Here is a 24,296-nt window from a genome sequence, read left to right as displayed (position 1 = left end):
ACGAAGGCGGGTGGGATGCGAGGCGCGCTAGCTGCCGGGCGTCGCGGGTCCGGGCGTCGACGGAGGCCGCACCGGGAACTCGCTGAGCTTCAGGATGCGCGTCGCCGTCACGGTGTCGCCGCTGCGCGCGCCGACGACGATCACCTCGTCGCCGGTCGTGAAGTCGCTCGCCTTCGAACTGCTGCCCGGCGTGCCGTACACGGTCGAGGATGTGATGCGGACGGTGATGGTCGTGCCGCGCTGGGTGTCGATGGTCCAGGTGCTGCCCGAGATGGATGCGACGGTGCCGCGCACGATGCCGCGCTGCGACTGCCCGCTGCCGCCCTGCCCATCACCGCCCTGCCCGTCACCGGAGCCGTCGCCGTAGCCGCCACCGGGTGCGCCGGGCCGCACGGGCTGCTGCCCGCCGCGCTCGCCGTCGTGCAGCACGCGGGACAGAACGGAACCGGAGTGCGCGAGCAGGCTGCCCGCGGCGAAGGCGCCCACCCCGGCGATGCCGAAGAGCACGACGACGGCGAGCACCAGAGTGGAGATCGCGAAGGCGAGGCCGTGCCGCTTGTAGAACGGCTCGGCCTGGACGACCGGCACCGGCGCGTACGGTCCCGGCCGCGACTGCTCCTCAGGCCCCGGCCGCGACTGCTCCTCAGGCCCCGGCCGCGGCTGCTCCGGCGGCCGCCCGTCCGGCAGCGGCTGCGTCGGCTGGTTGTCGTCCATGGACTCAGGAAAGCACGCAATGCCCGCAATCGGGCTGGGAAGGCGTTATGACTCCGGTGGGAATCAGGACGGCTCGACGAGCACCGCGCGCAGCTTGGCCAGCTCGACCGCGTCCATCCCGCCGTCCATCATGTACTCGCGCGCCCCGCCGAACCGCCGCTCCAGCAGGTCGATCACCGCCTCCATCGCCTCCGGCGGGCTCCCGCCGAGGATGATGCGCAGATCCGGGGTCACCTGGACGCCGTAGCCCTCCACCAGGGCGATCATCCCCTCCAGCCACGGGCCGTCGAGGTTCTGCTGGGTGAGCGCGTAGTCGGCGATCACCGTCTCGCGGTCGACCCCCACCGCGAGCAGGGCGAGCGCGACCACGATGCCGGTGCGATCCTTCCCTGCCGTGCAGTGCACGACGACCGCCTCGTCCGCGGTGTCCGCGACCTCGCGCAGCGCCCGGACCACGACGTCCCTGTGCTGCAGCAGGATCTTCTCGTACAGGTCGACCAGGGTCGCGCCGACCGTCGCCTGCGACGCGCCCGATCCCTCGAACACCGGGAGCCGGAGCACCGTGAGGTCGAGTCCGTCCAGGTCGTCCGGCATCGCCGAGACCTCGAAGTCGTCGCGCAGGTCGATGACCACGCGGACCCCCAGCTCGCCGAGGCTCCTCCTGCCCTCCTCGCCCAGCCGGGCCAGGCCGTCCGAGCGGAAGAGCTTGCCGCTGCGCACCGCACCTCCGGGCACCGCATAGCCGCCGACGTCGCGGAAGTTGTAGGTGCCGTTGACGGGGATGCGCTGCGCGACGGTGCTCATGGCATCAGTCTGCCATCCCGCGTGCGCGGCCCTGTCACTCCCCCAGGTGCTTGCGGGCGGACATCGCGCGGTCGGCCTCGCGCTTGTCCTGGCGCTCGCGGAGGGCCTGGCGCTTGTCGTACTCGCGCTTGCCCTTCGCGACCGCGATCTCCACCTTCGCCCGGCCGTCGTTGAAGTAGATCTGCAGCGGGACGATCGTGTAGCCGCCCTGCTTGACCTTGTTCTCGATCTTGAGGATCTGGGCCTTGTGCAGCAGCAGCTTGCGCTTCCGGCGCGGCGCGTGGTTGTTCCACGTCCCGTCCAGGTACTCCGGGATGTGCACGGCGTCCAGCCACGCCTCGCCGCCGTCGACGAACGCGTAGCCGTCGACGAGGGACGCGCGTCCCTCGCGCAGCGACTTGACCTCGGTCCCGGTGAGGACCAGTCCGGCCTCGTAGGTGTCCTCGATGGTGTAGTCGTGGCGCGCTCGGCGATTGGTGGCCACGACCTTCTGGCCACGTTCCCTGGGCACAGCTGCTCCTGTTCGTTACGGCGAAATGCTGCCCGGCACGGCGCGCGGGCAGCAGATCAGCCTACACCCTCAGATAGCGCTTGATGGCGAAGTTGGCGCTGACGGCGGCGAGTGCGACACCGATCAGGATGATGAGCGGGATGACCGGCCAGGCCTGCTCCATCGAGACGAAGTTGATCGATTGGATGCTGTTCTGCAGCGCCCCGCGCACGAAAACCTGCACGATCACCGTGATCACCACCGCCGAGAGCACCGCCCCGACGAGCGCGGCGATCACCCCCTCGATGATGAACGGCGTCTGGATGAACCTGTTCGAGGCGCCGACGAGCCGCATGATGCCGATCTCGCGGCGGCGGGAGAAGGCGGAGAGCCGGATGGTCGTCGCGATCAGCAGCACCGCCGCCACCAGCATCACCGCCGCGATGACGAGCGCCGTCGCGCTCGCGGCGCCCAGGATCGCGAAGATCTGGTCGAGGTAGCTGCGCTGGTCGACGACGCTCTGCACGCCGGGGCTGCCCTGCAGCGTCTCGGAGAGCACGTCCGACTGGTTCGGGTTCTTGAGGTTCACCCAGAACGTCTGCGGGATCATGTCCGGCGTGACGTAGTCGGCGATCTGGTTGCCCTTGAACTGCTGCTTGAACTGCTCGTAGCCCTGCTTCTGGTCCTGGAAGTAGAACTTCTGGATGTACGGGGCGAGCTCCGGCGACTGCAGCTGCTTCTTGACGGCCGCGATCGTCTGCTCGGTCGCGGCTCCGCCCTGGCAGTTGTCGGTCTGCGTGCACATGTAGACCGCGACCTGGGCGCGGTCGTACCAGTAGGTCTTCATCTGGCCGATCTGCAGCTGCAGCAGGGCGGCGGTGCCCACGAACGTGAGCGAGATGAAGGTCACCAGGACGACGGAGACGACCATGGAGAGGTTGCGGCGGAGGCCGTTGCCGACCTCCGACCAGATGAGTCCGAATCTCATTTCGTCGGCCCCACATTCTGCTCGCCGTCGGTGTCGGTGTCGTCGCGCAGTCCACGCAGGTCGAGGTTGGCGGTGAAGTTCAGGTGATCCGGCAGCCCCTCGCCGGGCGGCGGCGGCGGCACCGGAGCGGTGGCGAACTGCACGGGTGCGGGATACCGCTCCGCGGCGGGCTGCGCGGCCGGGGCCTGCTGCGGCTGCTGAGTGACGTAGGCCGGCTGCTGCCCGGTCTGCGGCGGCGAGGACACCGGCGCCTGCGGGTTCGAGACCGGGGCGTGCGGGCGGGTCATCGGCTCGGCGGCCGGCTGCTGCACCGGCTGCGCGGCGGGCGCGGCCACCGGCTGCGCCGGGGCCTGCTGCGCGGCGACGGGAGCCGGCATCGGCTGCGGGAACGCGCTGCCATCGGCCGCACCCGGCAGCGGGATGGCCGTCGTCACGCCGTAGCCGCCGTGACGCTCGTCGCGGACGATCTGGCCGTTCACCAGCTCGATCACGCGGCGCTTCATCTGGTCGACGATCGCGGCCTCGTGCGTGGCCATCAGCACCGTGGTGCCACCGGCGTTGATCCGCTCGAGCACCGCCATGATCCCGGCGCTGGTCGCCGGGTCGAGGTTTCCGGTCGGCTCGTCGGCCAGCAGGATCTGCGGCTTGTTGACCACGGCGCGCGCGATCGCGACGCGCTGCTGCTCGCCGCCGGAGAGCTCGTGCGGGAGGCGCTGCGCCTTTCCGTCGAGGCCGACCATCTTGAGGACGTCGGGGACGGCCTCCTGGATGAAGCCGCGGGACTTCCCGATCACCTGCAGAGTGAACGCGACGTTCTGGAAGACGGTCTTGTTCGGGAGCAGGCGGAAGTCCTGGAAGACGACGCCGATGTTGCGGCGGAAGTAGGGGACCTTTCGGGAGGAGATCGTGCCGAGGTCCTGCCCCAGCACGTGGATCTTGCCCTTGGTGGGCTTCTCTTCCTTCAGGATGAGGCGCAGGCAGCTCGACTTGCCCGACCCGGACGCGCCGACGAGGAAGACGAACTCACCGCGCAGCACCTCCAGGTTGATGCCGTTGAGCGCCGGGCGCGTCGTGCCCGAGTACTGCTTGGATACGTGTTCGAACCGGATCATGACCTCTAGAGACTAAGCAGTGCGACGCCCATCCCGCAGTAGCGACATGCCAACCCGCCGCAAGCCTGACAGACAGCCGGACGCGAGGTGAGCGAGCCCTATCCCGCGTACCGGAAGACGCCGGTCTCCCGCCGGACGAACCCGACGGACTCGTACAGCGCGATCGCGGCCTCCCGCGAGGGCCGGGAGGTGAGTTCCAGCGAGCGGACGCCGCTGCGCTCCGCCTCGTCGATCAGCCGGAGCAGGAGGGCGCGCGCGCAGCCGTGGCCGCGCGCGCCCTCGTCGACGACCACGTCGTCCACGTGCCCGCGGACGCCGGTGACGAGCGGATAGACAACGAGGGACGCCATCCCGACGATCCGCCCGTCGAGCCGCGCGACGAACAGCGACGTGGACGCGCTTGCGACGACCGAGCGGACGACGGCCGGGTCGGCCACCGCGGAGCCGGAGAGCTGAGGCAGCAACCGCACGACGGCGTCCATCACCTCGTCGCCGGCGGCGACGACCCGCTCGACGACGACGGCGCTCACTCCTCGGCGCCCGCCTTGTTGCCCGCGCGCCAGCGGATGCCCGCGGCGATGAAGCCGTCGAGGTCGCCGTCGAAGACCGCGGAGGGGTTCCCGGACTCGTAGCCGGTGCGGAGGTCCTTCACCAGCTGCTGTCCGTAGAGGAAGTAGGAGCGCATCTGGTCGCCCCAGCTCGCGGTGATCGTGCCGGCGAGCTCCTTCTTCTTCGCGGCCTCCTCCTCCTTCTGCAGCAGCAGCAGGCGGGTCTGCAGCACGCGCATGGCGGCGGCGCGGTTCTGGATCTGCGACTTCTCGTTCTGCATCGAGACGACGATGCCGGTCGGGAGATGGGTGATGCGCACGGCGGAGTCGGTCGTGTTGACCGACTGGCCGCCGGGCCCGGAGGAGCGGAAGACGTCGACGCGGATGTCGCCCTCGGGGATGTCCACCTGCGTGGCCTCCTCCATCAGCGGGATGACCTCGACCGCGGCGAAGGACGTCTGGCGCTTGTCCGCGGAGCCGAACGGGCTGATCCGCGCGAGGCGGTGGGTGCCCGCCTCCACCGACATGGTTCCGAAGGCGTACGGGACGTCGACCTCGAAGGTCGCCGACTTAATGCCGGCGCCCTCGGCGTAGGAGGTGTCCATGACCTTCACCGGGTACTTGTGCTGCTCCGCCCAGCGCAGGTACATGCGCATGAGCATCTCGGCGAAGTCGGTCGCGTCGTCGCCGCCTGCGCCGGAGCGGATGGTCACGATGGCCGCGCGCTCGTCGTACTCGCCGTTCAGCAGCGTCTGCACCTCGAGGTCGCCGAGCGCCTTCTGCAGCGCCTCCAGCTCCGAGCGTGCCTCGGCGGCGGACTCCTCGTCGTCGCCCTCGTTGGCGAGCTCGACGAGCACCTCGAGGTCGTCGAGCCGCTGCTCGATCGAGGTGATCCTGGCGAGCTCCGCCTGGCGGTGGCTCAGCGCGCTGGTCACCTTCTGCGCGTTCGCGGTGTCGTCCCAGAGGTCGGGCGCTCCCGCCTTCTCGCTCAGGTCGGCGATGTCGGCGCGGAGCCTGTCGACGTCGACGACGGCGGTGATGTCGCCGAGGGTGGAGCGCAGCTCGGCGATCTGCGGGGAGAGGTCCAGTTCGATCATGGCGTCCTCCAGCCTACCGGTGACCGCCGCCTGGCGCCCGGCGGGACGTCGCTGCTCAGATCCCGACGACGAAGCCGGCCGACCAGATGGTGGCGAACGTGCCGACGAGAGCGACCAGCCCGGTCGCGACCAGCAGCCACGGGCCGTAGCGGACCCGCCACCGCCGCACGGGCAGGAGCACGGCCGCCGCCAGCGCCAGGGCACCCATCCCGCCGAGCGAGATCATCGCCGGCCGGTTGCGCGCGGCGGAGTCGCACGCCTCCGCTCCGCCGATCGGGCAGACCACGGCCCAGCCCCGCACCCACAGGATGAGCAGAACCCCTGCGGCCCAGACCAGGACGAAGGCGGCGGATGCTCTCACGGGACCGCTCACGGCCCCACCTTATGCGGCCGGGGGCGGTCCGTCAGGGCAGTTGTAGTGTGTTAAGGACATGACTTCCGACGAGCGCCCGTTCAGTTTCCGCTCCGTGGCACTCGCCGCATTCCTGCCGACGCTGCTCTTCTCGATCGGCGAAGGGGCGATCATCCCGATCATCCCGATCGCCGCGGGCAACCTCGGCGCCACCTTGGCGATGGCCGGCTTCATCGCCTCGATGGTGATGCTCGGGGAGCTCGCGGGCGACATCCCGAGCGGCTGGCTCGTCTCCCGGATCGGCGAGCGCCGCTCGATGATCGGCGGGGCGGCCGTCGCCATCCTCGGCGTCGTCGTCTGCCTGCTCGCGCCGAACTACTGGGTGCTGATGGCCGGCATCTTCGTGGTGGGGGTCGCGACCGCGGTGTTCGCGCTGGCCAGGCACGCCTTCATGACCACCTACGTGCCGCCCCGCTACCGGGCGCGAGCGCTCAGCACGCTCGGCGGCGTCTTCCGCTGCGGCTGGTTCGTCGGACCGCTGATCGCCTCCCTGGTCATCGCCCTGACCGGGTCGACGCAGTCGGTGTTCTGGATCTTCATCGTCAGCTGCCTCGGTTCCGTCGTCATGCTCGTCGCGCTCCCCGACCCGGAGACGATGTTCGGCCCGAGCCCGCGGGTCGCGGACGCCGCCGGCGAGCTCGTCACCGCGGGCGAGGAGGACGCCGAGGAGCGGACCCACGGCCTGTTCCGCACCATCTGGTCGTTCCGCGCGGTGCTCGCGCGGATGGGATCCGGCGTCGCGCTGGTCAGCGCGGTTCGGTCGGCCCGGACGGTGCTCATGCCATTGTGGGCGGTCTCGATCGGGTTGAGCGAGTCGAACACGGCGCTCATCATCGGCATCGCCGGGGCGGTCGACTTCGCCCTCTTCTACGCAAGCGGCCAGATCATGGACCGTTTCGGGCGGATGTGGAGCGCCATCCCGTCGATGCTGGGACTGGGTGCCGGCTTCGCGGTGCTGGCCTTCACGCACGACCTCGACGCGAAGGTGACCTGGTACATCGTGGTCTCGATCGCGCTCTCGGTGGCGAACGGCATCGGCTCCGGCATCATCATGACGCTCGGCGCCGATCTGGCCCCGAAGGAGCGGCCCGCCGCGTTCCTCGGGGCGTGGCGGTTCGCGGGCGACGCCGGCCAGGCCGTGGCGCCCCTCTTCGTGTCGCTCCTCACCGCCGTGGTGTCGATCTCGTTCGCGAGCGGCATCATGGGACTGCTCGGCTTCGTCGGCGCCGGGATGCTCGCCAGGTACATCCCGCGCTACGTGCCGCGCAGGCCACGGACGGCCTGAGGGGAATACCGGCCCGCTGCCCGCCGTTCGGACTCGATGCATACGCATGAATCGGGAGGATCGCATGGCCGCAACGCTGGAACTCGGGATCGACACGTTCGGCGACGTCACCGCCGACGCCGACGGTAACCTGCTGCCGCACGCGCAGGTGCTGCGGAACGTGGTCGCGCAGGGCGTCCTCGCCGACCGGGTCGGTCTCGACTTCATCGGCCTCGGCGAGCACCACCGCCGCGACTTCGCCATCTCCTCCCCCGAGGTCGTGCTCGCCGCCATCGCCGGGCAGACCGAGCGCATCCACCTCGGCTCCGCCGTCACCGTGCTCAGCTCGGACGACCCGGTGCGGGTGTTCCAGCGGTTCGCCACGCTCGACGGCGTCTCTGGCGGTCGCGCCGAGGTGATCCTGGGACGTGGATCGTTCGTCGAGTCCTTCCCATTGTTCGGCTTCGACCTCGGCCAGTACGAACAGCTGTTCGACGAGAAGCTCGACCTGTTCGCCGAGCTCCGCCGCCAGGAGCCGGTCACCTGGCAGGGGACGCTGCGGCCGTCGCTCACCGACCAGTCCGTCTTCCCGCCCGTGGAGAACGGTCTGCTGAAGACGTGGATCGGCGTCGGCGGCAGCCCGGAGTCGGTCGTGCGAGCCGCCCGCTACGGGCTCCCCTTGATGATCGCGATCATCGGCGGCGGCCCCATGCGCTTCCAGCCGCTCGCCGACCTCTACCGCACGGCGCTCGAGCAGTTCGGGATGGACACCGACCTGCCGATCGGCGTGCACTCCCCCGGCTTCGTCGCCGAGACGGACGAGGAGGCCAAGGAGATCCTGTGGCCGCACTACGAGGCGATGACGAACAGGATCGGTCGCGAGCGCGGCTGGCCGCCCGCGACGCGTGCCCGGTTCGAGCACGAGGCGGCGGAGGACGGCGCCCTCGTCGTCGGCTCGCCCGAGACGGTCGCGAAGAAGATCGCATACGCCGCGAAGGGCCTGGGGCTGCGCCGCTTCGACCTCAAGATCAGCAACGGGACGCTCGGCCACGACCACCTGATGCGTGCCATCGAGCTGTACGGCACCGAGGTGGCCCCGCGCGTCGATGAGCTATTGTCGTAGCCGCGCCCAGCGCGCGCCGCGGGAGTGGTGAAACTGGCAGACACGCAGGATTTAGGTTCCTGTGCTTCACGGCGTGAGGGTTCGAGTCCCTTCTCCCGCACCTCTGGCGTCGGACACCGTCGAGTCGCACATACCCTCGCCGATCGCCGCGTGCGCCATCGCCCCATGGTGCGACCAGCAAGGCCATAGTCAGACCACAGGATGATCTTTGTCCGCGCATCGGAATTCGCACGACGCGTGCAGGTTGAGCCCAGTAAACTCGGCTGCACCGCACCCGATCACCCTGGAGAGTCTTGATCCACCACGCTGGCCTCATCCCCTGGCTCGACCCGCACACGATCATCTCCGGCGCGGGCCCCTGGGCGCTCCTCGTGGTGTGCGGCATCATCTTCGCCGAGACGGGGCTGCTGGTCGGCTTCCTGCTCCCGGGCGACACCCTGCTCGTCATCTCCGGTCTGCTGTCGCACAGCGACCATCCGGTCTTCGGCTTCAACGTGTGGTGGGTCGCGCTGTTCATCGCGATCGCCGCGTTCCTCGGCGGCGAGGTCGGTTACCTGATCGGGCACAAGGCCGGTCCGCGCGTGTTCGAACGCAAGGAGAGCGGCCTGTTCAGCATGGAGAACGTGCGCAGGACCAACCACTTCTTCGAGCGCTTCGGCGCCCTGGCGGTGATCCTCGCCCGCTTCGTCCCGATCGTGCGGACGTTCGCCCCGGTCGCCGCCGGCGTCGGCCACATGAACTACAAGAAGTACTCGCTCTACAATGCCATCGGCGCGCTGATCTGGGGCGCCGGCCTCACGTTCTTCGGCTACCTCATCGGCTACATCCCGCCGGTCGCGACGTTCGTGTCGAACTACATCGACATCATCCTGATCGGCGCCGTCGTCGTCACGCTCATCCCGACGCTGTTCCACTACGTGCAGTCGGTCCGCAAGGCGAAGAGGAAGCGCGCCGCCGACGACGCGGCCGGCTCGCACCCCGCGACGACCCCCGACGTCTGAGACGTAGCCCGGCCCGATCCGGCCCGGCCGACCTCAGCGGTGGAACTCGTCCTCGTGCGCCGCGTGCTCCGCGGGTTCCAGCTGGAATGTCGAGTGCTCGACATCGAAGTGCTTCGAGAGGCAGCCGGAGAGCTCGTCGAGCAGCCGGCCCGTCCCGCCTGAGCGGAACACCGCGGGCTCCACGACCACGTGCGCGCTGAACACCGGAGCGCCCGACGTGATCGCCCAGACGTGGACGTCGTGGACCGCGACGACTCCCGCCGTGCCGAGGATGTGGTCCCGGATCTCGGCGACATCGGTGTCGGCCGGCGCCGCCTCGCTGAGCACGCGCACCACGTCCCGCAGCAGCAGGAACGCCCGCGGCACGATGAACGCGGCGATCAGCAGGGACGCGATCGCGTCCGCCTGCACGAAGCCGGTCAGCATGATGACGACGGCGGCGACGATGACGGTCAGTGACCCGATCAGGTCGCCGAAGACCTCCAGGTAGGCGCCGCGCATGTTGATCGAGTGCCCGGCCGCGGGACGCAACAACAGCAGCGCACCGAAGTTGGCGACCAGGCCGATCGCGGCGACGACGAGCATCGGCGCCGACTGCACCTCGGCCTCGCCGCTCAGCAGCCGGCCGACCGCGCCGATCGTGACGAAGACGGCCACCACGATCAGGATGAGCCCGTTGATGAGCGCGCCGAAGACCTCGGCCCGGCGGAACCCGAAGGTCTGCCGGTCGGTGGCCGGGCGGGCGGCAACGATCGTCGCCAGCAGCGCGACGATCAGCCCGGTCAGGTCGCTCAGCATGTGGCCGGCGTCGGCGAGCAGCGACAGCGAGCCGCTGATGAGCGCGCCGACGACCTCCACGACGAGCACCGCCGCCACGATCCCGATCGCGATCAGGAGGCGGTTGCGGTTGGCTGCGTGCCCGTGGTTGTGACTCATCACTTCTACGGTAGATAGAAGTCGGCGGCACCGCCAGCGATCCGGCTAGATAGGAATGAGTGCCGTTCTCGTTATCGCATCGCTGTCGCTACACGGCGGTGCCGCTCGCCTCGGCATCGACCGTCTGAGCGCCCAGCGTGCGCGTGAAGCCCTCCGGGATGAAGAAGTCGTCGGGTCCCAGTTCGGAGACGGACGAGCGTCCGAGCCCGAGGACCGCCGAATCCAGACCCATCCGGAGGAGATCGAGCACGTTCTCGACGCCCGTCTGACCGTTCGCCGCGAGGCCCCAGAGGTAGGCGCGCCCGATCATGACCGCGCGGGCGCCGAGCGCGAGAGCCTTCGCCACGTCCCCGCCGCGCCGGATGCCGCCATCCAGCAGCACCTCCACCTGATCGCCGACCGCATCCGCCACAGCGGGCAGGCAGCGGATCGTCGCGGGTGTGGTGTCCAGGTTGTTTCCGCCGTGGTTGGACACCGAGATCGCGTCCACCCCGGCGTCGACGGCTCGCCTGGCGTCATCGACGCGCGTGATGCCCTTGAGCATGAACGGTCCGCCCCAGGCCTCCCGAAGCCACGCGACGTCTTCCCAGGTCGGCGGCGGAGTCTGCTGCCACTCGTAGTAGGCGCCGAAGAAGGTCGGAGCCGTTCCGCCGGGAGGCGTGAGATTGGGCGCGGACAGGTCGGGGAGATGGCGGGAGCGCAGGTATGACGTCAGCCACTTCGGCCGGATCACGGCCTCGGGAGCGAAATCGACCATCGCCTTGAGATCAAGGCGCTCGGGAATGGCCGGGCTGCCCCAGTCCCGGCCGATCGAGAACGACCAGTCCAGCGTGGCGATGAGCGCCTTCGCCCCGGCGGCTCGCGCCCGATCCATCCGTTGCACCATGGCTTCCCTGCTGCCCGTCCAGTACATCTGGAAGAAGGTGTTCGGATTGGCCGCCGCAACCTCCTCGATCGACTTGCTGGCGAAGGAGCTCAGCCCCATGATCGTGCCGCGGGCCTTCGCCGCACGAGCGACCGCCACTTCGCCGTCGGGATGCACGGCCTGTACTCCGGTCGGCGAGATCAGGACGGGCAGCGAGATCGGGATGCCGAGGACCGTCGTCGCCAGGTCCCGCTCGCTCTGATGGCCGGCGACATGCGGGGCGAACTGCAGCTCGGCGAACGCGTTCTGGTTGTCATCCGGCGTGCGGCCGCGTTCGGACCCTGCGACGAGCGCGGCGTAGACCGACGGCGGGAGCCTCTTCTTGGCTCTGCGCTGGGCCTCCAGCACGGTCTCGAACCACGGGTTCTGCTTCCAGGGCATCGTGCCCCCTCTCCGATCCGCGATCTCTCGCAGGATCTGTCGGTCAATTCGTTCGGAAGATCTCGGTGATGGCGGGAGCGACGCCGCGATAGTCGTGCACCGTGTGCAGGGTGCCGTGGCCTGCCGCCGCCAGCTCGCGGCCGAGCTGGATGTCGCTCTCTCCGGTGGTGTCGAGCAGCACATCCAGGCGAGGAAGCGCTGCCGCGGCCGGGCGTGGATCCTCGCCCGCGTTGTGCACGCAGTCCGAGAGGAGGATCGCCCGGACCTCGCGCTCGGGCGCACCCGCCAGCTGCTCCGCCGCGAGGCGAAGCGGGAAGGCGACGTTCGTCAACCCGCGAGCCGGGATGCGAAGCAGATCGTCCAGAAGCTCGCGAGGTCGCACCGGGTCTCCGGGGCGGAGCAGAACGACCGCGTCCGACCAGAACGCGATCACGCCCAGGCGGTCGCGCTCCAGCTCCCCCGCGAGCGCCCCGACGGTCGCGGCAGCGGTCTGGATCCGCTCGCCCTTGGCGGACCCTGACACATCCACGGCCAGCACGACCGTCCGTGTCGTGCGCAGCCGGTCGCGGACGATGATGTCGTCGTCCTCGGGGACGGGCCGCTCGGCCAGCACCTCGATCGTCGCGTCGAGGTCGATGTCGTCGGCCGCGCCGCGGTAGGGCAGGCTCGCCAGGATCCCCTGCCCGCGTCGTGCCCGCGACGTCGCCCGCGGGCGCGGCACCGCGAGCTGCGCGGCGATGCGGCGTGCGCGCTCACGCACGCGCGGTTCCGCTGCGACCTGTTCGTCGATCGTCACCACCTCGCCCTGCTCGTCGGTGAAATCCGCCGTCAGCACGGACGGAAGCGGACGGCTGGCGGAGCCGGCACCGCGCCGGCGGGCCTGCAGCAGGCGCCCGCCCTTCCCCGCGGCCGCCTCGAAGACCAGGGGCTCCTGGTCGAGCTGTTTCGGCGTCCGGCGCAGTGGCCGCGCCGCCACCGACTCGCGCGCGCGCTGGACCGGGGATTCGGCCGCGGCGGCTCTTCACGTCGGCCCCGCATACATCGCGGGTTCGAGCACGAAACGGTCCTCCCAGATCTCGGTCAGCACGGCCTCCGGCGTCGTCTCCGCCGCTTCGTCGAGGCGGATGCGTCCCGATAGGGCTACGAGCATCGCGTCGAGGATGAGCTGCGGGTAGCGCTCGCCGTCCCGAGACGCGATGCCGCGCAGCGTCGCGAGCTCCGAGGCGATCGCGGCGCAGTCGATGGCGCCCCGGACGCTGCTGCCCTGACGCACGGCGACGTGATCGCGGGTCGCACGCGTGACCGCGACCGCGTCGGACACGATCGCCGCCGCGAGCGCGCCGTCATCCAGCCCGGTGCGGAGGGCGACGATCCGTTCCTCGCTCTGCGCATCCTGGTAGCCGACGACGATCCGGTTCAGCCGGTCGGTGACGCTGGTCGAGAGCCTGGTCGTCCCGACATTGTCGTAGGGATTCATCGACGCGATGACCCGGAAGCTGGGCTCCGCGACGATCGTCCCCACCCGCGGCACCTCGATCCGGCGGTCGGCCATCGCGGTCAGCAGGGTGTTCAGGGTGTCTTCCGGGGCCCTGTTGAACTCCTCGATGTAGAGGAATCCGCCGCGCTGCATCGCCTCGGCCAGCGGGCCGGAGACGAAGTTCTCCGCGCTGTAGTCCTCGCGGAGCACGCGCGCGGGGTTGTGATGGCCGATGAGTTTCGCCGGCGTCAGGTCGCCGTTGCCCTCGACGAACAGCAGCGGGATGCCCCACTCCTGCGTGATCGCCGTGAGCATGGTCGTCTTGCTCGTGCCGGGCGGCCCCTCGAGCACCAGGTCTCGTCCCGACGCGACGGCGGCGAGAGCGAGCTCAAGCTCGCGCTCGCGGCCGATCACCCGGGAGAGGATCCGCGCCTCCAGTCCGCTCTCGTTCGTCTCGCTCATGCGTCGTCCTCTCCCGTGTGATCGTGCAGCATCGGTCAGTACTGCGTGTTCCCGGCGTCCACCGTCAGCTCTGTCGAGGTGATGTAGCGCGCCTCATCCGAGGCGAGGAACAGCACGGCGTTCGACTGGTCCCTCGGCTGCGTGACCTCGATGGGGAGCATGTTGGCCAGCATCCCGCCGACCCGCGGGTGCTTCTCCAGCAACGGCCCGAACGGGTTCTCCGTCAAGGCGCCCATCGGAGTGTCCACGCCGGTGGGGTGGATGGTGTTGACGCGGATGTTGTACTCGGCGAGTTCGGTCGCGAATGCCCGCATCACGCCGACGACGCCGTGCTTGGCGGCGACATAGGCGCTCAGGAACGGCAGTCCCTTGATGCCCGCAGCGGAACTCGTGAGGATCATCGATCCGCCGCCGGCGGCGATCAGGTGCGGAGCTGCCAGGCTGACCGTGTTCCAGACGCCGGTGAGGTTGGTGCCGATGGTCTGGTTCCAGATGTCCTCCGTCGTCTCGTCCCAGGCGGCGATCACGCAGACGCCGGCGTTCGCGACCACGATATCGAGGTGGCCGAGCTCGGCCACGCCCTCGTCGATCGCCGCCTTCAGCGCTGCGCGGTCGCGGACGTCCACCCTGCGTGCGCTGATCCGACGGTCGAGTGCCTCGACCTGACGCACGGTCTCATCGAGATCCTCCGGGGTCGCCGAGGGGTACTGGACGTTGGGAAGGTGATCGACGATGTCGACCGCGATGATGTCCGCCCCCTCTTCGGCCAGTCGCACGGCGTGCGAGCGGCCCTGGCCCCGCGCCGCCCCAGTGATGAAGGCGACTTTGCCTTCGAGTCGTCCTGCCATGTGTTCTTCCTCTCGTGTCTCCCTGCATCTACTTCAGGGTCTGGCCCGCGTCGACCTTGAGCTCCAGACCCGTCACGTACCGGGACTCGTCGGAGGCGAGCCACAGCACCGCGTTGGAGATGTCGACCGCCTCCACCCAGGGCACCGGCAGGACGTTCATCGCCGCGAAGCGGGAGGCCAGCGTCTCCTTCGTGCGCTCGCTCTCCGGAAGGTCCGGCGCGAACAGCGCGTAGGTGGCGGCGTTCTGGATCATGTCGGTGTCGACACTCGTCGGGTGCACCGAGTTGACCCGGATGTTGTCCGGCGCGAGCTCCAAGGCCGCCGTCTTCATCAGACCGACCACCCCGTGCTTCGCCGCGACGTAGTGACCGATGTTGGGTATGGCGAGCAGCCCCGCGGTCGAGCTGGTGAGGATCATCGACCCTCCCCCGTTCGCACGCAGATGCGGGGTCGCTGCTTTCACGGTGTGCCACACGCCGGTGAGGTTCACCGCCAGCATGTCGTTCCACTCCTCATCGCTCAGCTCCTCCAGCGTCCCGAAGCTGAAGATGCCGGCGTTGGCGGAGACGATGTCGAGCCTGCCGAGCTGCGCGACTCCGTCGTCGACCGCGGCGCGCAGCGCTGCCGAGTCGCGGACGTCTGCGCGGGTCGCGACGATCCGGCGATCGAGCGCCTCGATCTGGCGGACCGTCTCGGCCATGTCCTCCGACGAGGACATGGCGTAGGGCACCGAGCCGATCTGGCTCTCGATGTCCACCGCGATGATGTCGGCCCCCTCCTGCGCCAGGCGGAGCGCGTGGCTGCGTCCCTGCCCCCGAGCCGCCCCGGTGACGAGTGCGACCTTTCCTTCTACACGTCCTGTCATGTCGTTCTCCTGCTTTCGTCGTCCGCGCGACCAGGGGGCCGCGCACCGGATCAGATCAGATAGTTGCCGCCGTCGACCGGAAGCGGCACGCCCGTGACGTACCGCGCCTCGTCCGAGGCGAGCCAGAGAAGGGCGTTGGAGATGTCCACCGCCTCCACCCAGGGGATCGGGAGCGCGATCACCCGGCGCGATGCGTCGGCGAACTCGTCCTTCGTCGACCCCTCCTTGCCGGTGAAGAGGTCGTAGGTCGCCGCGTTCTGGATCATCGGGGTGTCCACCTGCGTCGGATGGATGCTGTTCACCCGGATGCTCTCCGGCGCCAGCTCCAGCGCGAGCGTGCGCATCAGCCCGACGACGCCGTGCTTCGCCGACACGTAGTGGGCGATGTTGCCGTACCCGCGGATCCCCGCCTCGGAGCTGGTGAGCACGATCGACCCGCCGCGCCCGCCGCTGCGGATGTGCGGGATCGCCGCCTTCGCCGTGTGCCACACGCCCGTGAGGTTGGTGTCGATCATGTTCTGCCACATCTCCTCCGACAGCTGGTCCGTCGGGGCCATCTGGGTGGAGATCCCGGCGTTCGCGGAGACGATGTCGAGCCGCCCGAGCTCGGCGACGCCGGAATCGAGGGCGCTCTTCAGCCCGTCGAAGTCCCGCACGTCCGCCTTGCTCGCGACGATCCGACGGTCGAGCGCCTCGACCTGACGCACCGTCTCCGCCATATCCGCTTCCGTTGCTCCGGCATAGGGAGCCCCTGGAACGTCCTCGAGCAGATCGATCGCGATGATGTCGGCGCCCTCTTGGGCGAGCCTGATCGCGTGGCTGCGACCCTGACCACGGGCCGCACCGGTGATGAAGGCGACCTTGCCTTCCACACGTCCTGCCATGACCGTCCTCCTCAGCCCTTGACCGGCGCCGAGTTGTAGCCCGGCATGAGCAGATGACCGGCGTCGACAGGAACCGAGATGCCGGTGACCGACGACGCGAGGTCGGAGTTCAGCCACAGCGCCGCATCGGCGATGCGCTGGGGCGAGAGGAAGCCGTTGCCCTTGAGGGCGTGGAACGAATAGCCGGCCTCGAGCATGTCCGCCTCGGTCCCCTCACCGGCCGGCTTGCCCGACATCATGTCCCATGCGCCCTGCCAGCTCGTCATCGGGGTGAGGATCGCACCGGGGTGCACCGCGTTGACGCGGATCCCGTGCTTCGCGTACTCCAGGGCGAGCGTCTTCATCACGCCGACCACGCCGAACTTCGCCGCGCAGTAGTGCACGTAGTTCTCGCCGGGCTCCAGACCGTTGATGGACGAGGTCATCACGATCGACCCTCCGCCCTGCGACATCATCTGCGGAAGAACGGCCTTGGCCGACTTCCACACCCCGGTGAGATTGACGGCGATCATGTCGTCCCACATCTCGTCGGTCATCTCGTGCGCCGGAGCGAGCGAGAAGATGCCGGCATTCGCGATCAGGATGTCGACCCTCCCGAACTCGGCGACGCCGCGGGAGACGGCCGCGTCCAGGTCCGCTTGCCTGCGCACATCGCCGACGACGGCGACGATCCGTCGATCGAGCGCTTCGACCTGGCGTACGGTCTCGTCGATGTCCGCCTGCTGCGCCATCGGGTAGACGACGCTTCCGATCTGGTCGAGGGTGTCGACGATGATGACGTCGGCCCCTTCCCGCGCGCAGGTCACGGCGTGCGCCCTGCCCTGACCGCGGGAGCCTCCCGTGATCAGTGCGACCTTGCCATCCAGCATTCCCATTTCGATGCCTTCTCTCTGCCCTATCGCTTATTGACGAAGCCGGCGTCGACCGGGAGCGTCACCCCGGTCACGTAGCGGGCGGCGTCGGACACGAGCCAGAGGATCGCGTTGGATATGTCCACCGGTTCGACCATCGGTACCGGAAGCGCGTTGGCCATCGCCTGCCCCATCGCGGGGTCGGCCTGGATGAACTCCTGCATGACGTCGTTGACGACCATCGGAGTGTTCACGCCCGTCGGGTGCACCGTGTTGACGCGAATCGAGTACGGGGCCAGGTAGTTCGCGTACGCGCGCATCAGTCCCACCACGCCGTGCTTCGCCGCCGTGTAGCCGAGGCCGCCGGGCGTGTCCCCGCCGATTCCCGTGAGTCCGGCCGTCGAGCTCGTGAGGACGATCGCTCCACCCACGCCGCGCTCGATCATCGACGGCTTCGCGACCTCGACGGTGTTGTAGACGCCGGTCAGGTTCGTCGCGATGACGTCCGTCCACTCCTGCACGGACGGGTGCATCGACATCGGCGCGATCCCGGCGTTGGCGAGCACGATGTCCACCGGTCCGAGCTGAGCGGTTCCCGCGTCGAAAGCCGCCTGCAGCGCATCCCGATCGCGTACGTCGGCCACCTGGGTGACGATGCGACGGTCGAGCGCCTCCACCAGACGCTGGGTCTCGGCGAGATCGTCGGGCGACGACATCGGGTAGGGGACGCTGTCGATCTGCGCAGCGATGTCGATCGCGACGATATCCGCTCCCTCCTGGGCGAGGCGGACGGCGTGACTGCGGCCCTGGCCGCGGGCAGCACCGGTGATGAAGGCGACTTTGCCCTCGAGAACTCCCATGATCGATCCTCTTTCTCTTTGTCCTTCCGTCGTCGCTTCATGCGCGCGGCGGAGCATCGTGTGGCGCCCGAATGGGCGCGCAGAATCGCCCGAGGTCGCCTCGGGTGTGTCTCGCTGTCCTCCCCTCGCGGAGCGGAGGCTACTGTCGTGCGGTCGTTGCTTCGGTGAATCCGGCGAGCGGATCCGGCTCGCAGGCGTTCGCTGTCGGTCGGCCCAGCTCCTCACGGCGCTTCAGCGTGACCCTGACGGGTCCGAGCCCGCTGCGGGGCCGCGGCGGTGAGGTGCGGTGCGAGTGGTCGATGGAGGGGCGGGGAGCAGAACGTTCCGTGGCCGCGGCGAGCAGCTCCTCGCCGTAACCCTGGACGCATTCGGGGTCGGGACCGTCCAGCGGCAGCCCGGTGAAGAACTTCGCCGCCATGCAGCCGCCCTTGCAGGTGTCGAAGAACTGGCAGGAGCTGCACGCTCCGCCCGACTGCGGCTGACGGAGGCGCTGGAAGAGCTCCGAGCCCCTCCACACCTCCTGGAATCCGCCCGGCATCCGGACGTTGCCGGCGAGGAACTCCTCGTGGATGGCGAAGGGGCAGGCGTAGACGTCGCCGACCGGGTCGATGAGGCAGACCACGCGTCCCGCGCCGCACAGGTTCAGCCCGGGAAGGGCCTGACCGTAGGCGGACAGGTGGAAGAACGAGTCCCCGGTCAGCACACCATCGCCGTTGGCCACGAGCCAGTCGTACAGCTCGCGCTGCTGCGCGGGCAGCGGGTGCAGATCGTCCCACGTGTCGGCGCCGCGGCCGGACGGGCGGAGCCGGGTGAGGCGGAGCTGAGCGCCGTAGCGGTCGGCGATCGCCTTGAACTCGTCGAGCTGCGGGATGTTGTACCGCGTGCACACGACCGAGAGCTTGAAGTTCTTCATCCCCGCGTCGTGGAGGTTCTGCATCGCCGTCAACGCGGTGTCGTACGAGCCGGGGCCGCGCACGTAGTCGTTGACCTCGGCAGTGGCGCCGTCGAGCGAGATCTGCACGTCCAGATAGTCGTTGGCCGCGAGCTGCCTCGCGCGCTCGGGGGTGAGCTTCACGCCATTCGTCGAGAACTTGACGCCGACGTGATGGCTGGTGGCGTAGTCGACGATCTCCCAGAAGTCGCTTCGGACCGTCGGCTCGCCGCCGCCGATGTTCACATAGAACACCTGCATCCGTTCGAGCTCGTCGATCACCGCTTTGCACTCATCGGTCGTCAGCTCGCGCGGGTCCCTGCGACCGGAGCTCGACAGGCAGTGCACGCACGAGAGGTTGCACGCGTAGGTGAGCTCCCAGGTCAGGCAGATCGGCGCGTCCAGCCCGTACTCGAACAGATCGACGAGCCGGGAGCCCGGTTCCGGACGGGTGCGGGGCGGGGCGGGTTCCAGCAGTGTCACGCCGGCACCCCCACGATCATCTGCGATCGGCGCAGCGTCTCCAGGGCGACCGCGAACCGCGGCAGCTGGGACTCCTCGATGCCGGCCGCGAGACACGCCTCCCTGGCCGTGGCGTGCGCCGACAGCCCGTTGACGGCGGCGAGCAGCCGAGGATCTTTCAGGAACGACAGGGTGCGGGTGCCGAAGTGGTAGAGAAGGGCTCCGAACGGTTCCGGCCGGATCGAAACCTGCGGGTGCACGCGCCACGCGCGCTCCAGGTCGATCCGGCCGGAGATCGGTTCGCCGGTGTCGGCTGGTCGGGCGGTGATGTCAGTAGACACCGCACATCCCATCGATGGAGACCTCTTCCACAAGGGCGTCGGCCTCGATCATCTCGTCGGCGTCGATGGCTGAATTCTTATCATCCATGCGTTTCTCCTTTGCAACAGTGCAGCGTGATCGTCATCGATCGTGGAGTGTTCCCGCGATGGTCCATACTCTAGGTGGCACTCGGTGCCAGGGCAAGAGCGATCAGCTCTTCTGCGTGCGGATCGCCGAGGTGGCCCGGGTCGACCGGACGAAATGCGGGAGCAGCGCGCGAGCCGAACGCTCCGTGACGACGCTCTTCCAGATCCCGTAGCCGTGCGCGATGTCGTCGAGGCGGCGTGCGAGTGCGAACCGGATCGGGTCGAGTCGCGGCCGAACCCGGCCGTACTCCACCGCCGCGTCCAGAACGACAGCGGCGGCGACGGCGCGCCGCGCGCGGCGCGAGAGGATCGCAGCGACGGCGGCGAGGGGCCACCAATGGCGGAGGATCAGCGCGACGGTCTGCCACACCGTCGATCCGACGCCCTTCGCCGTCAGGCGTGCGGCGTCCCTGTAGGGGTGGGATCCTCGCCCGAGCCGGCGCGCGATCCGAAGCCACGCGAACACGACGGAACCGCCCGCCAGGACGATCGACCAACGCCTCTGGAGGAGGAGCCCCAGGATGAACACGGTGCTCCACGGGGCGAGGATCGCCGGCGCGACGAGGCTGCCGTGACGCTTGGCGAGGCCCGTCGCAGACGATCCGTATTCCAGCTTGCGCCCGAGCCACGTCCGCACCGTCGTCCGGTGTTCGTGCCGGACGACGACGAGCGGCTCGTAGCGGATGCGCCGCCCCTCGGAGACCAGCCGCCACACGAGATCGACGTCCTCGCCCTTGCGGACCCCCGGCGTGAAGGCGGCGCCGAGATCGGCGACGCGGGCGAGGAGGAACGCCGCAGGCGCCCACGCGATCGGCGAACGCGGGCGCACACTCCCGCCGACCGCTCCGAGGTCGAGCGACGAGCGCGCCGCCTCGTATCGTCCGATCCAGTTCGTCTCGTCTCCATCGACCAGGCCGAGCACGCGGGGCGCCACGACGGAGACTGCCGGGTCGACGAAGTGCTTCAACAGCGCTGGGATCACCGTGTCGTCGATGACGACGTCGGAGTCCGCGAAGGCGACGAACTCGGTGCGCACCTCGGCGAGGCCTGCGTTCCTCGCCCCGCCGGGGCCGCGGTTGTCGGGGAGAACCACCACGGCGGCGCCGTATCGTTCGGCCGCCTCAGCGATCGGGGCGGGATCGGGCGAGGCATCGTCGACGACGACGATGGGGTGCCCCTCCGGGATGCTCGCCAGCAACCGCTCCAGCCCTGGCGTCCTTCCATACACCGGGATGACCACCGTGACGTCGCCGGGGCCGGCGGCCGACTTTGGGAGCGAGTCGAGGACGGGCTCGGCGATCCCCGCATCCAGGAGGAGGGTCGCCAGCCTCCTCGATGCCGCGGACGACACCGTGAGGCGCCGGTCGACGAGGAGCCCGACCGCCGCCTCTGTCAGATACAGCGCCCGCGTCGGGGCGCCGCCGATCAGCGTGCGCCCGGCGTCGGACACGCGGACGTCGCGCCGGAGTTCGACGACGGCGCCGTCCGGCAGCCCGGTCATCGGGCCCCTGCGGCGAGCGTCGGCTCCAGCCGCGCAAGCGCACCGCTGATCATCGACGCGAGGAGGCGCTCGCCCTCGGCCGCGGACGCCCCGGCCGGGTCTCCCAGCACACCGTTCGGCGCCACTGCCCGCACCCCCGCCGCGCGCAGCGCGGGCAGGAGACGACCGATCGGCTCGGTCGCTCCCGCGGCCGCGACGCCGAGCTCCACCGTGTCCGGGCCGAGGTGGAGCATGAGGGACGTCTCGGTGCGGCCGGCGTGCGCGTCACCGTCCGGCACCGCGCAGGGCACCCAGGTCGCCGCCATCCCCTCTGCTCGGATGACCTCGACGGCGGCGCCGAAGGCGTCCAGGTTTCCGCCGTGTCCGTTCACGAAGACGACGCCGGCCGCCCACGTGCCGAGCGATCGCGCGAGTTCCACCAGGACGAGTGCGAGGGCCTCGGTGCCGATCGAAACGGTCCCGGGAAACTCCTGGTGTTCGCCGCTGGCGCCGAACGGCACAGCGGGCGCGACAGCGACGGTCCGAGAGCTCGCCAGTGCGCGTGCCATCCCCTCGGCGACGGCGGTGGCGATCACGCTGTCGGTGTTCAGGGGCAGGTGCGGGCCGTGTTGTTCCAGGGAGCCGACGGGCACCAGGACGAGGGAGCCGGTCTCCGCCCGTCTCCAGGTGAGATCGCCGAGCCGCATGGCGACAGTGTACAGACGCCGACGACGGCGGCAGCGGTTGTCGCGCTCCGCGGTGGTCCACAATGGGACGATGCGCGAGCCGATCTCCACCCAGCGAGGACAGCGCGCCTCGACGAAGGCGCGATTGGGTCACATCGGCCTGAGACTGTTCATCGAGCGCGGTTTCACGGAGACGACGGTCGATGACATCGTGGCAGCGGCCGGCATCGGGCGGCGGACCTTCTTCCGCTATTTCGCGTCGAAGAACGACCTCGCGTGGGGCGACTTCGACACGCTCGTCGAGCAGTTCCGCGCCGCGCTGGCGGCGATCGACGCGCGGACCCCGATGCACGAGGGACTGCGCGAGGCGGTTCTCGAGTTCAACCGGTACCCGGTCTCGGAGCTGTCCGATCACCGCGAGCGCATGCAGCTTCTCCTCAACGTCCCGGCGCTCGTGGCGCACTCCGCGCTGCGATACGCATCCTGGCGCGCGGCCATCGCCGACTTCGCCGCAGAGCGTCTCGAGCTCGCCCCGAGTGACCTGTTGCCGCAGGAGATCGCCTGGATCTACCTCGCCGTGTCCCTCTCGGCGTACGAGGCCTGGCTCCGCGACGAGAACGGCGATCTGCTGGCGATCCTCGGCGAAGCACTCGAGAATCTGGATCGTCTGCCCGACGGGCGGGGATGATGGCTGACGCGGCGAGGGGGTTCGACGCCGTCGTGGTCGGTGGGGGGTCCGCCGGCTGCGTGGTCGCCGAGCGCCTCTCGCGCGACCCCTCTCGACGTGTGCTTCTCGTCGAGGCGGGGATGGTGCCCGGCGCATCCGAGGGTTTCCCGCCGGACCTCATGGACAGCGCGTCCGTGGCGGGCATCGCCGACCCCCGGTTCGTCTGGCGCTTCCCCGGGGTCCTGACGGCGCAACGCCCGTACGACACCGTTCGGGGGCGCGTCGCCGGCGGCTCCTCCACCGTGAACGGCGGCTACTTCATCCGCCCGACGCGGGCCGATCTCCTCGAATGGGCGGCGATCGGCGGGTCGCACTGGAGCCCCGGGCGCGTTCTCCCGCTGCTGCGCGCACTCGAGGACGACAGGGATTTCGCCGCGAGCGCCGTGCACGGCACCGGCGGCCCGTTTCCCGTGCACAGAGACGGGGCGGACACGCCGATCGCGCGGACGTTCGCCGCAGCGGCGGCCCGCCTCGGCTTCCCACCCGAGCCGGACAAGAATGCGTGGGCCGAACCGGGAATCGGCCCCGTCCCACGGAATGTCCGGGACGGGGCGCGGGTGAATGCGGCTTCGGCCATCCTGCTCCCGATCCTCGATCGACCCAATCTGACGGTCGTCGGGGACACGGAAGTCCGGCGGGTGACGACGGCGGCCGGCCGGACGACAGGCGTGGAGATTCGCGGCCCGGCGGGAGGTCAGTCGATCACGGCGCCTCAGGTCGTGCTCTGCGCCGGGGCGATCGCCTCGGCACGTCTCCTGCTCGTCTCCGGCGTGGGGCCGGCGGCCGAGCTCGACAGACTCGGCATACCGGTCGTCGTCGACGCGCCACGGATCGGCGCCGGGTTCGGCGACCACCCGCAACTCGTCGTGCAGTGGCGACCCCGGCATGCCGTTCCCGCGCCGGACGGCTCGTGGCTCGGGGCGGCCCTGCACACCGAGGGCGCAGAGCTGCTGGCCACGCTGGTCTCGCCGTCCGCTCTCGTGGGCGGGCCGGACGACGGAACACGCACGCTGATGACGAGTGTCATGGCTCCGCGCAACGGCGGCCGCCTCGCCGTCGTGGCGGAGACCGGTGAGGCCACCCTCGACTACGGCTACCTGGCCACCGCGCAGGACCGTCGCCGCCTTCGGGAGCTGCTCCGGCTCACCGCCGAACTGCTCCACTCGAAGGAGTGGCGGTCCGAGGCGGACTGGACCGACCTCCCCTCCCGGTTCGACCTGAACGACGACGACGCCCTCGACGCATGGATCCGGGGCCGCATCGGCACATCGCTGCACACCTGCGGGACGGTTCCCTTCGGCGGCGACGATGCGCCGGTCGACGGCTGGGGCCGGCTGCGGGGATTGGAGGGTCTCGTGGTCGCCGACACCAGCATCCTCCCGGCCGCGCCGCGACGCGGGCCCGCGGTGTCCGCGCTGCTCGTCGGATCCGTCATCGGGTCGGCACTTGCCGGCATCACCACGTCGCCGGACGATCAGGACTGAGTGCCGCCGCGGACCGC

The 24,296-nt window shown here is 69.8% G+C and carries 27 protein-coding genes and 1 tRNA gene; 6 read left to right on the top strand and 22 right to left on the bottom strand.

Annotated features, from left to right (window positions below; translation table 11 throughout):
- Nucleotides 1-27 precede the first annotated feature (27 nt).
- The 8 genes from AAME72_RS14865 to AAME72_RS14830 all read right to left on the bottom strand — a co-directional run bounded on the left by AAME72_RS14865 (nt 28) and on the right by AAME72_RS14830 (nt 6,126).
- Entirely contained in the window at nt 28-714 is a 687-nt protein-coding gene (locus AAME72_RS14865) for a DUF5666 domain-containing protein (RefSeq protein WP_348787328.1), read from the bottom strand.
- 63 nt (nt 715-777) lie between these two features.
- Nucleotides 778-1,518 carry a tyrosine-protein phosphatase gene (locus AAME72_RS14860; protein WP_348787327.1) on the bottom strand — a complete coding sequence of 247 codons (741 nt, stop codon included), beginning with the start codon at nt 1,516-1,518 and terminating at the stop codon, nt 778-780.
- Between the two features lie 34 nt (nt 1,519-1,552).
- Nucleotides 1,553-2,029 carry an SsrA-binding protein SmpB gene (smpB, locus tag AAME72_RS14855; RefSeq protein WP_348787326.1) on the bottom strand — a complete coding sequence of 159 codons (477 nt, stop codon included), beginning with the start codon at nt 2,027-2,029 and terminating at the stop codon, nt 1,553-1,555.
- A gap of 61 nt (nt 2,030-2,090) precedes the next feature.
- The gene (gene ftsX / locus AAME72_RS14850; protein WP_348787325.1) at nt 2,091-2,996 is read right to left on the bottom strand and encodes a permease-like cell division protein FtsX; all 906 of its coding nucleotides are present in this window, start codon (nt 2,994-2,996) and stop codon (nt 2,091-2,093) included.
- A complete protein-coding gene (gene ftsE, locus AAME72_RS14845; RefSeq protein WP_348787324.1) occupies nt 2,993-4,108 on the bottom strand; it encodes a cell division ATP-binding protein FtsE in 1,116 nt (371 codons plus the stop codon). The genes ftsX and ftsE overlap by 4 nt, the downstream gene beginning before the upstream one ends.
- A gap of 98 nt (nt 4,109-4,206) precedes the next feature.
- The gene (locus AAME72_RS14840; protein WP_348787323.1) at nt 4,207-4,638 is read right to left on the bottom strand and encodes a GNAT family N-acetyltransferase; all 432 of its coding nucleotides are present in this window, start codon (nt 4,636-4,638) and stop codon (nt 4,207-4,209) included.
- Entirely contained in the window at nt 4,635-5,753 is a 1,119-nt protein-coding gene (gene prfB / locus AAME72_RS14835; RefSeq protein ID WP_348787322.1) for a peptide chain release factor 2, read from the bottom strand. The genes AAME72_RS14840 and prfB overlap by 4 nt, the downstream gene beginning before the upstream one ends.
- Nucleotides 5,754-5,808: 55 nt before the next feature.
- The gene (locus tag AAME72_RS14830; RefSeq protein WP_348787321.1) at nt 5,809-6,126 is read right to left on the bottom strand and encodes a hypothetical protein; all 318 of its coding nucleotides are present in this window, start codon (nt 6,124-6,126) and stop codon (nt 5,809-5,811) included.
- Between the two features lie 58 nt (nt 6,127-6,184).
- Here AAME72_RS14830 and AAME72_RS14825 point away from each other — a divergent pair, with 58 nt between their 5' ends.
- The 4 genes from AAME72_RS14825 (at nt 6,185) to AAME72_RS14810 (ending at nt 9,553) form a co-directional block, all read left to right on the top strand.
- Nucleotides 6,185-7,450, top strand: a complete 1,266-nt coding sequence (locus AAME72_RS14825) for an MFS transporter (protein ID WP_348787320.1) — start codon at nt 6,185-6,187, stop codon at nt 7,448-7,450.
- A gap of 64 nt (nt 7,451-7,514) precedes the next feature.
- A complete protein-coding gene (locus AAME72_RS14820) occupies nt 7,515-8,552 on the top strand; it encodes an LLM class flavin-dependent oxidoreductase (RefSeq protein WP_348787319.1) in 1,038 nt (345 codons plus the stop codon).
- A gap of 18 nt (nt 8,553-8,570) precedes the next feature.
- Nucleotides 8,571-8,652: transfer RNA gene (locus AAME72_RS14815), tRNA-Leu, on the top strand.
- Between the two features lie 193 nt (nt 8,653-8,845).
- On the top strand, nt 8,846-9,553 hold the full coding sequence (locus AAME72_RS14810; protein WP_348787318.1) for a VTT domain-containing protein: 708 nt from the start codon (nt 8,846-8,848) through the stop codon (nt 9,551-9,553).
- Nucleotides 9,554-9,586: 33 nt separating this feature from the next.
- Here AAME72_RS14810 and AAME72_RS14805 read toward each other — a convergent pair whose 3' ends face one another.
- The 14 genes from AAME72_RS14805 to mftE all read right to left on the bottom strand — a co-directional run bounded on the left by AAME72_RS14805 (nt 9,587) and on the right by mftE (nt 22,089).
- The gene (locus AAME72_RS14805) at nt 9,587-10,489 is read right to left on the bottom strand and encodes a cation diffusion facilitator family transporter (protein ID WP_348787317.1); all 903 of its coding nucleotides are present in this window, start codon (nt 10,487-10,489) and stop codon (nt 9,587-9,589) included.
- Between the two features lie 88 nt (nt 10,490-10,577).
- On the bottom strand, nt 10,578-11,795 hold the full coding sequence (gene mftD, locus AAME72_RS14800) for a pre-mycofactocin synthase MftD (RefSeq protein WP_348787316.1): 1,218 nt from the start codon (nt 11,793-11,795) through the stop codon (nt 10,578-10,580).
- 43 nt (nt 11,796-11,838) lie between these two features.
- Nucleotides 11,839-12,771 (bottom strand): vWA domain-containing protein, encoded by a 933-nt coding sequence (locus AAME72_RS14795; RefSeq protein WP_348787315.1) that lies wholly within the window; start codon nt 12,769-12,771, stop codon nt 11,839-11,841.
- Between the two features lie 45 nt (nt 12,772-12,816).
- On the bottom strand, nt 12,817-13,734 hold the full coding sequence (locus AAME72_RS14790; protein ID WP_348787314.1) for a MoxR family ATPase: 918 nt from the start codon (nt 13,732-13,734) through the stop codon (nt 12,817-12,819).
- Between the two features lie 35 nt (nt 13,735-13,769).
- Nucleotides 13,770-14,582, bottom strand: coding sequence for a mycofactocin-coupled SDR family oxidoreductase (locus AAME72_RS14785; protein WP_348787313.1), 813 nt, complete (start codon nt 14,580-14,582; stop codon nt 13,770-13,772).
- A 28-nt stretch (nt 14,583-14,610) separates the two neighbouring features.
- Nucleotides 14,611-15,447 carry a mycofactocin-coupled SDR family oxidoreductase gene (locus AAME72_RS14780; RefSeq protein WP_348787312.1) on the bottom strand — a complete coding sequence of 279 codons (837 nt, stop codon included), beginning with the start codon at nt 15,445-15,447 and terminating at the stop codon, nt 14,611-14,613.
- A gap of 50 nt (nt 15,448-15,497) precedes the next feature.
- A complete protein-coding gene (locus AAME72_RS14775) occupies nt 15,498-16,331 on the bottom strand; it encodes a mycofactocin-coupled SDR family oxidoreductase (protein ID WP_348787311.1) in 834 nt (277 codons plus the stop codon).
- An 11-nt stretch (nt 16,332-16,342) separates the two neighbouring features.
- Nucleotides 16,343-17,206: a mycofactocin-coupled SDR family oxidoreductase gene (locus AAME72_RS14770; protein WP_348787310.1), complete on the bottom strand. Its 864-nt coding sequence runs from the start codon at nt 17,204-17,206 to the stop codon at nt 16,343-16,345.
- A gap of 20 nt (nt 17,207-17,226) precedes the next feature.
- The gene (locus AAME72_RS14765; protein WP_348787309.1) at nt 17,227-18,042 is read right to left on the bottom strand and encodes a mycofactocin-coupled SDR family oxidoreductase; all 816 of its coding nucleotides are present in this window, start codon (nt 18,040-18,042) and stop codon (nt 17,227-17,229) included.
- A 139-nt stretch (nt 18,043-18,181) separates the two neighbouring features.
- Nucleotides 18,182-19,456 carry a mycofactocin radical SAM maturase gene (gene mftC, locus AAME72_RS14760; RefSeq protein WP_348787308.1) on the bottom strand — a complete coding sequence of 425 codons (1,275 nt, stop codon included), beginning with the start codon at nt 19,454-19,456 and terminating at the stop codon, nt 18,182-18,184.
- Nucleotides 19,453-19,776 carry a mycofactocin biosynthesis chaperone MftB gene (gene mftB / locus AAME72_RS14755; protein WP_348787307.1) on the bottom strand — a complete coding sequence of 108 codons (324 nt, stop codon included), beginning with the start codon at nt 19,774-19,776 and terminating at the stop codon, nt 19,453-19,455. The genes mftC and mftB overlap by 4 nt, the downstream gene beginning before the upstream one ends.
- Nucleotides 19,766-19,864, bottom strand: a complete 99-nt coding sequence (gene mftA / locus AAME72_RS14750) for a mycofactocin precursor MftA (RefSeq protein ID WP_348787306.1) — start codon at nt 19,862-19,864, stop codon at nt 19,766-19,768. Before mftA ends, mftB begins: the two co-directional genes overlap by 11 nt.
- 102 nt (nt 19,865-19,966) lie before the next feature.
- A complete protein-coding gene (gene mftF / locus AAME72_RS14745; RefSeq protein WP_348787305.1) occupies nt 19,967-21,403 on the bottom strand; it encodes a mycofactocin biosynthesis glycosyltransferase MftF in 1,437 nt (478 codons plus the stop codon).
- Nucleotides 21,400-22,089 carry a mycofactocin biosynthesis peptidyl-dipeptidase MftE gene (gene mftE / locus AAME72_RS14740; protein ID WP_348787304.1) on the bottom strand — a complete coding sequence of 230 codons (690 nt, stop codon included), beginning with the start codon at nt 22,087-22,089 and terminating at the stop codon, nt 21,400-21,402. Before mftE ends, mftF begins: the two co-directional genes overlap by 4 nt.
- Nucleotides 22,090-22,159: 70 nt before the next feature.
- On the opposite strand from mftE, the gene mftR reads away from it, so the two are divergent.
- Entirely contained in the window at nt 22,160-22,756 is a 597-nt protein-coding gene (gene mftR / locus AAME72_RS14735) for a mycofactocin system transcriptional regulator (RefSeq protein WP_348787303.1), read from the top strand.
- Nucleotides 22,753-24,279 carry a mycofactocin system GMC family oxidoreductase MftG gene (mftG, locus tag AAME72_RS14730; protein ID WP_348787302.1) on the top strand — a complete coding sequence of 509 codons (1,527 nt, stop codon included), beginning with the start codon at nt 22,753-22,755 and terminating at the stop codon, nt 24,277-24,279. Before mftR ends, mftG begins: the two co-directional genes overlap by 4 nt.
- The last annotated feature ends 17 nt before the right edge of the window (nt 24,280-24,296 follow it).

The sequence above is a fragment of the Leifsonia sp. NPDC080035 genome (assembly GCF_040050925.1).
Lineage (GTDB): Bacteria > Actinomycetota > Actinomycetes > Actinomycetales > Microbacteriaceae > Leifsonia.
The sequence above is the reverse complement of the archived record's forward strand: the minus strand, read 5'-3'. Positions and strand labels throughout refer to the sequence as shown.

Coding starts and splice junctions, on each gene's coding strand:
- AAME72_RS14775 (WP_348787311.1), bottom strand. CDS start 16,331: ATGGCAGGACGTGTGGAAGGCAAGGTCGCCTTCATCACCGGTGCGGCC.
- prfB (WP_348787322.1), bottom strand. CDS start 5,753: ATGATCGAACTGGACCTCTCCCCGCAGATCGCCGAGCTGCGCTCCACC.
- AAME72_RS14860 (WP_348787327.1), bottom strand. CDS start 1,518: ATGAGCACCGTCGCGCAGCGCATCCCCGTCAACGGCACCTACAACTTC.
- AAME72_RS14865 (WP_348787328.1), bottom strand. CDS start 714: ATGGACGACAACCAGCCGACGCAGCCGCTGCCGGACGGGCGGCCGCCG.
- mftG (WP_348787302.1), top strand. CDS start 22,753: ATGATGGCTGACGCGGCGAGGGGGTTCGACGCCGTCGTGGTCGGTGGG.
- mftD (WP_348787316.1), bottom strand. CDS start 11,795: ATGCCCTGGAAGCAGAACCCGTGGTTCGAGACCGTGCTGGAGGCCCAG.
- ftsE (WP_348787324.1), bottom strand. CDS start 4,108: ATGATCCGGTTCGAACACGTATCCAAGCAGTACTCGGGCACGACGCGC.
- AAME72_RS14765 (WP_348787309.1), bottom strand. CDS start 18,042: ATGGGAGTTCTCGAGGGCAAAGTCGCCTTCATCACCGGTGCTGCCCGC.
- AAME72_RS14780 (WP_348787312.1), bottom strand. CDS start 15,447: ATGACAGGACGTGTAGAAGGAAAGGTCGCACTCGTCACCGGGGCGGCT.
- mftA (WP_348787306.1), bottom strand. CDS start 19,864: ATGGATGATAAGAATTCAGCCATCGACGCCGACGAGATGATCGAGGCC.
- AAME72_RS14805 (WP_348787317.1), bottom strand. CDS start 10,489: ATGAGTCACAACCACGGGCACGCAGCCAACCGCAACCGCCTCCTGATC.
- mftF (WP_348787305.1), bottom strand. CDS start 21,403: ATGACCGGGCTGCCGGACGGCGCCGTCGTCGAACTCCGGCGCGACGTC.
- AAME72_RS14770 (WP_348787310.1), bottom strand. CDS start 17,206: ATGGGAATGCTGGATGGCAAGGTCGCACTGATCACGGGAGGCTCCCGC.
- AAME72_RS14790 (WP_348787314.1), bottom strand. CDS start 13,734: ATGAGCGAGACGAACGAGAGCGGACTGGAGGCGCGGATCCTCTCCCGG.
- ftsX (WP_348787325.1), bottom strand. CDS start 2,996: ATGAGATTCGGACTCATCTGGTCGGAGGTCGGCAACGGCCTCCGCCGC.
- mftE (WP_348787304.1), bottom strand. CDS start 22,089: ATGCGGCTCGGCGATCTCACCTGGAGACGGGCGGAGACCGGCTCCCTC.
- AAME72_RS14825 (WP_348787320.1), top strand. CDS start 6,185: ATGACTTCCGACGAGCGCCCGTTCAGTTTCCGCTCCGTGGCACTCGCC.
- AAME72_RS14785 (WP_348787313.1), bottom strand. CDS start 14,582: ATGGCAGGACGACTCGAAGGCAAAGTCGCCTTCATCACTGGGGCGGCG.
- mftR (WP_348787303.1), top strand. CDS start 22,160: ATGCGCGAGCCGATCTCCACCCAGCGAGGACAGCGCGCCTCGACGAAG.
- AAME72_RS14820 (WP_348787319.1), top strand. CDS start 7,515: ATGGCCGCAACGCTGGAACTCGGGATCGACACGTTCGGCGACGTCACC.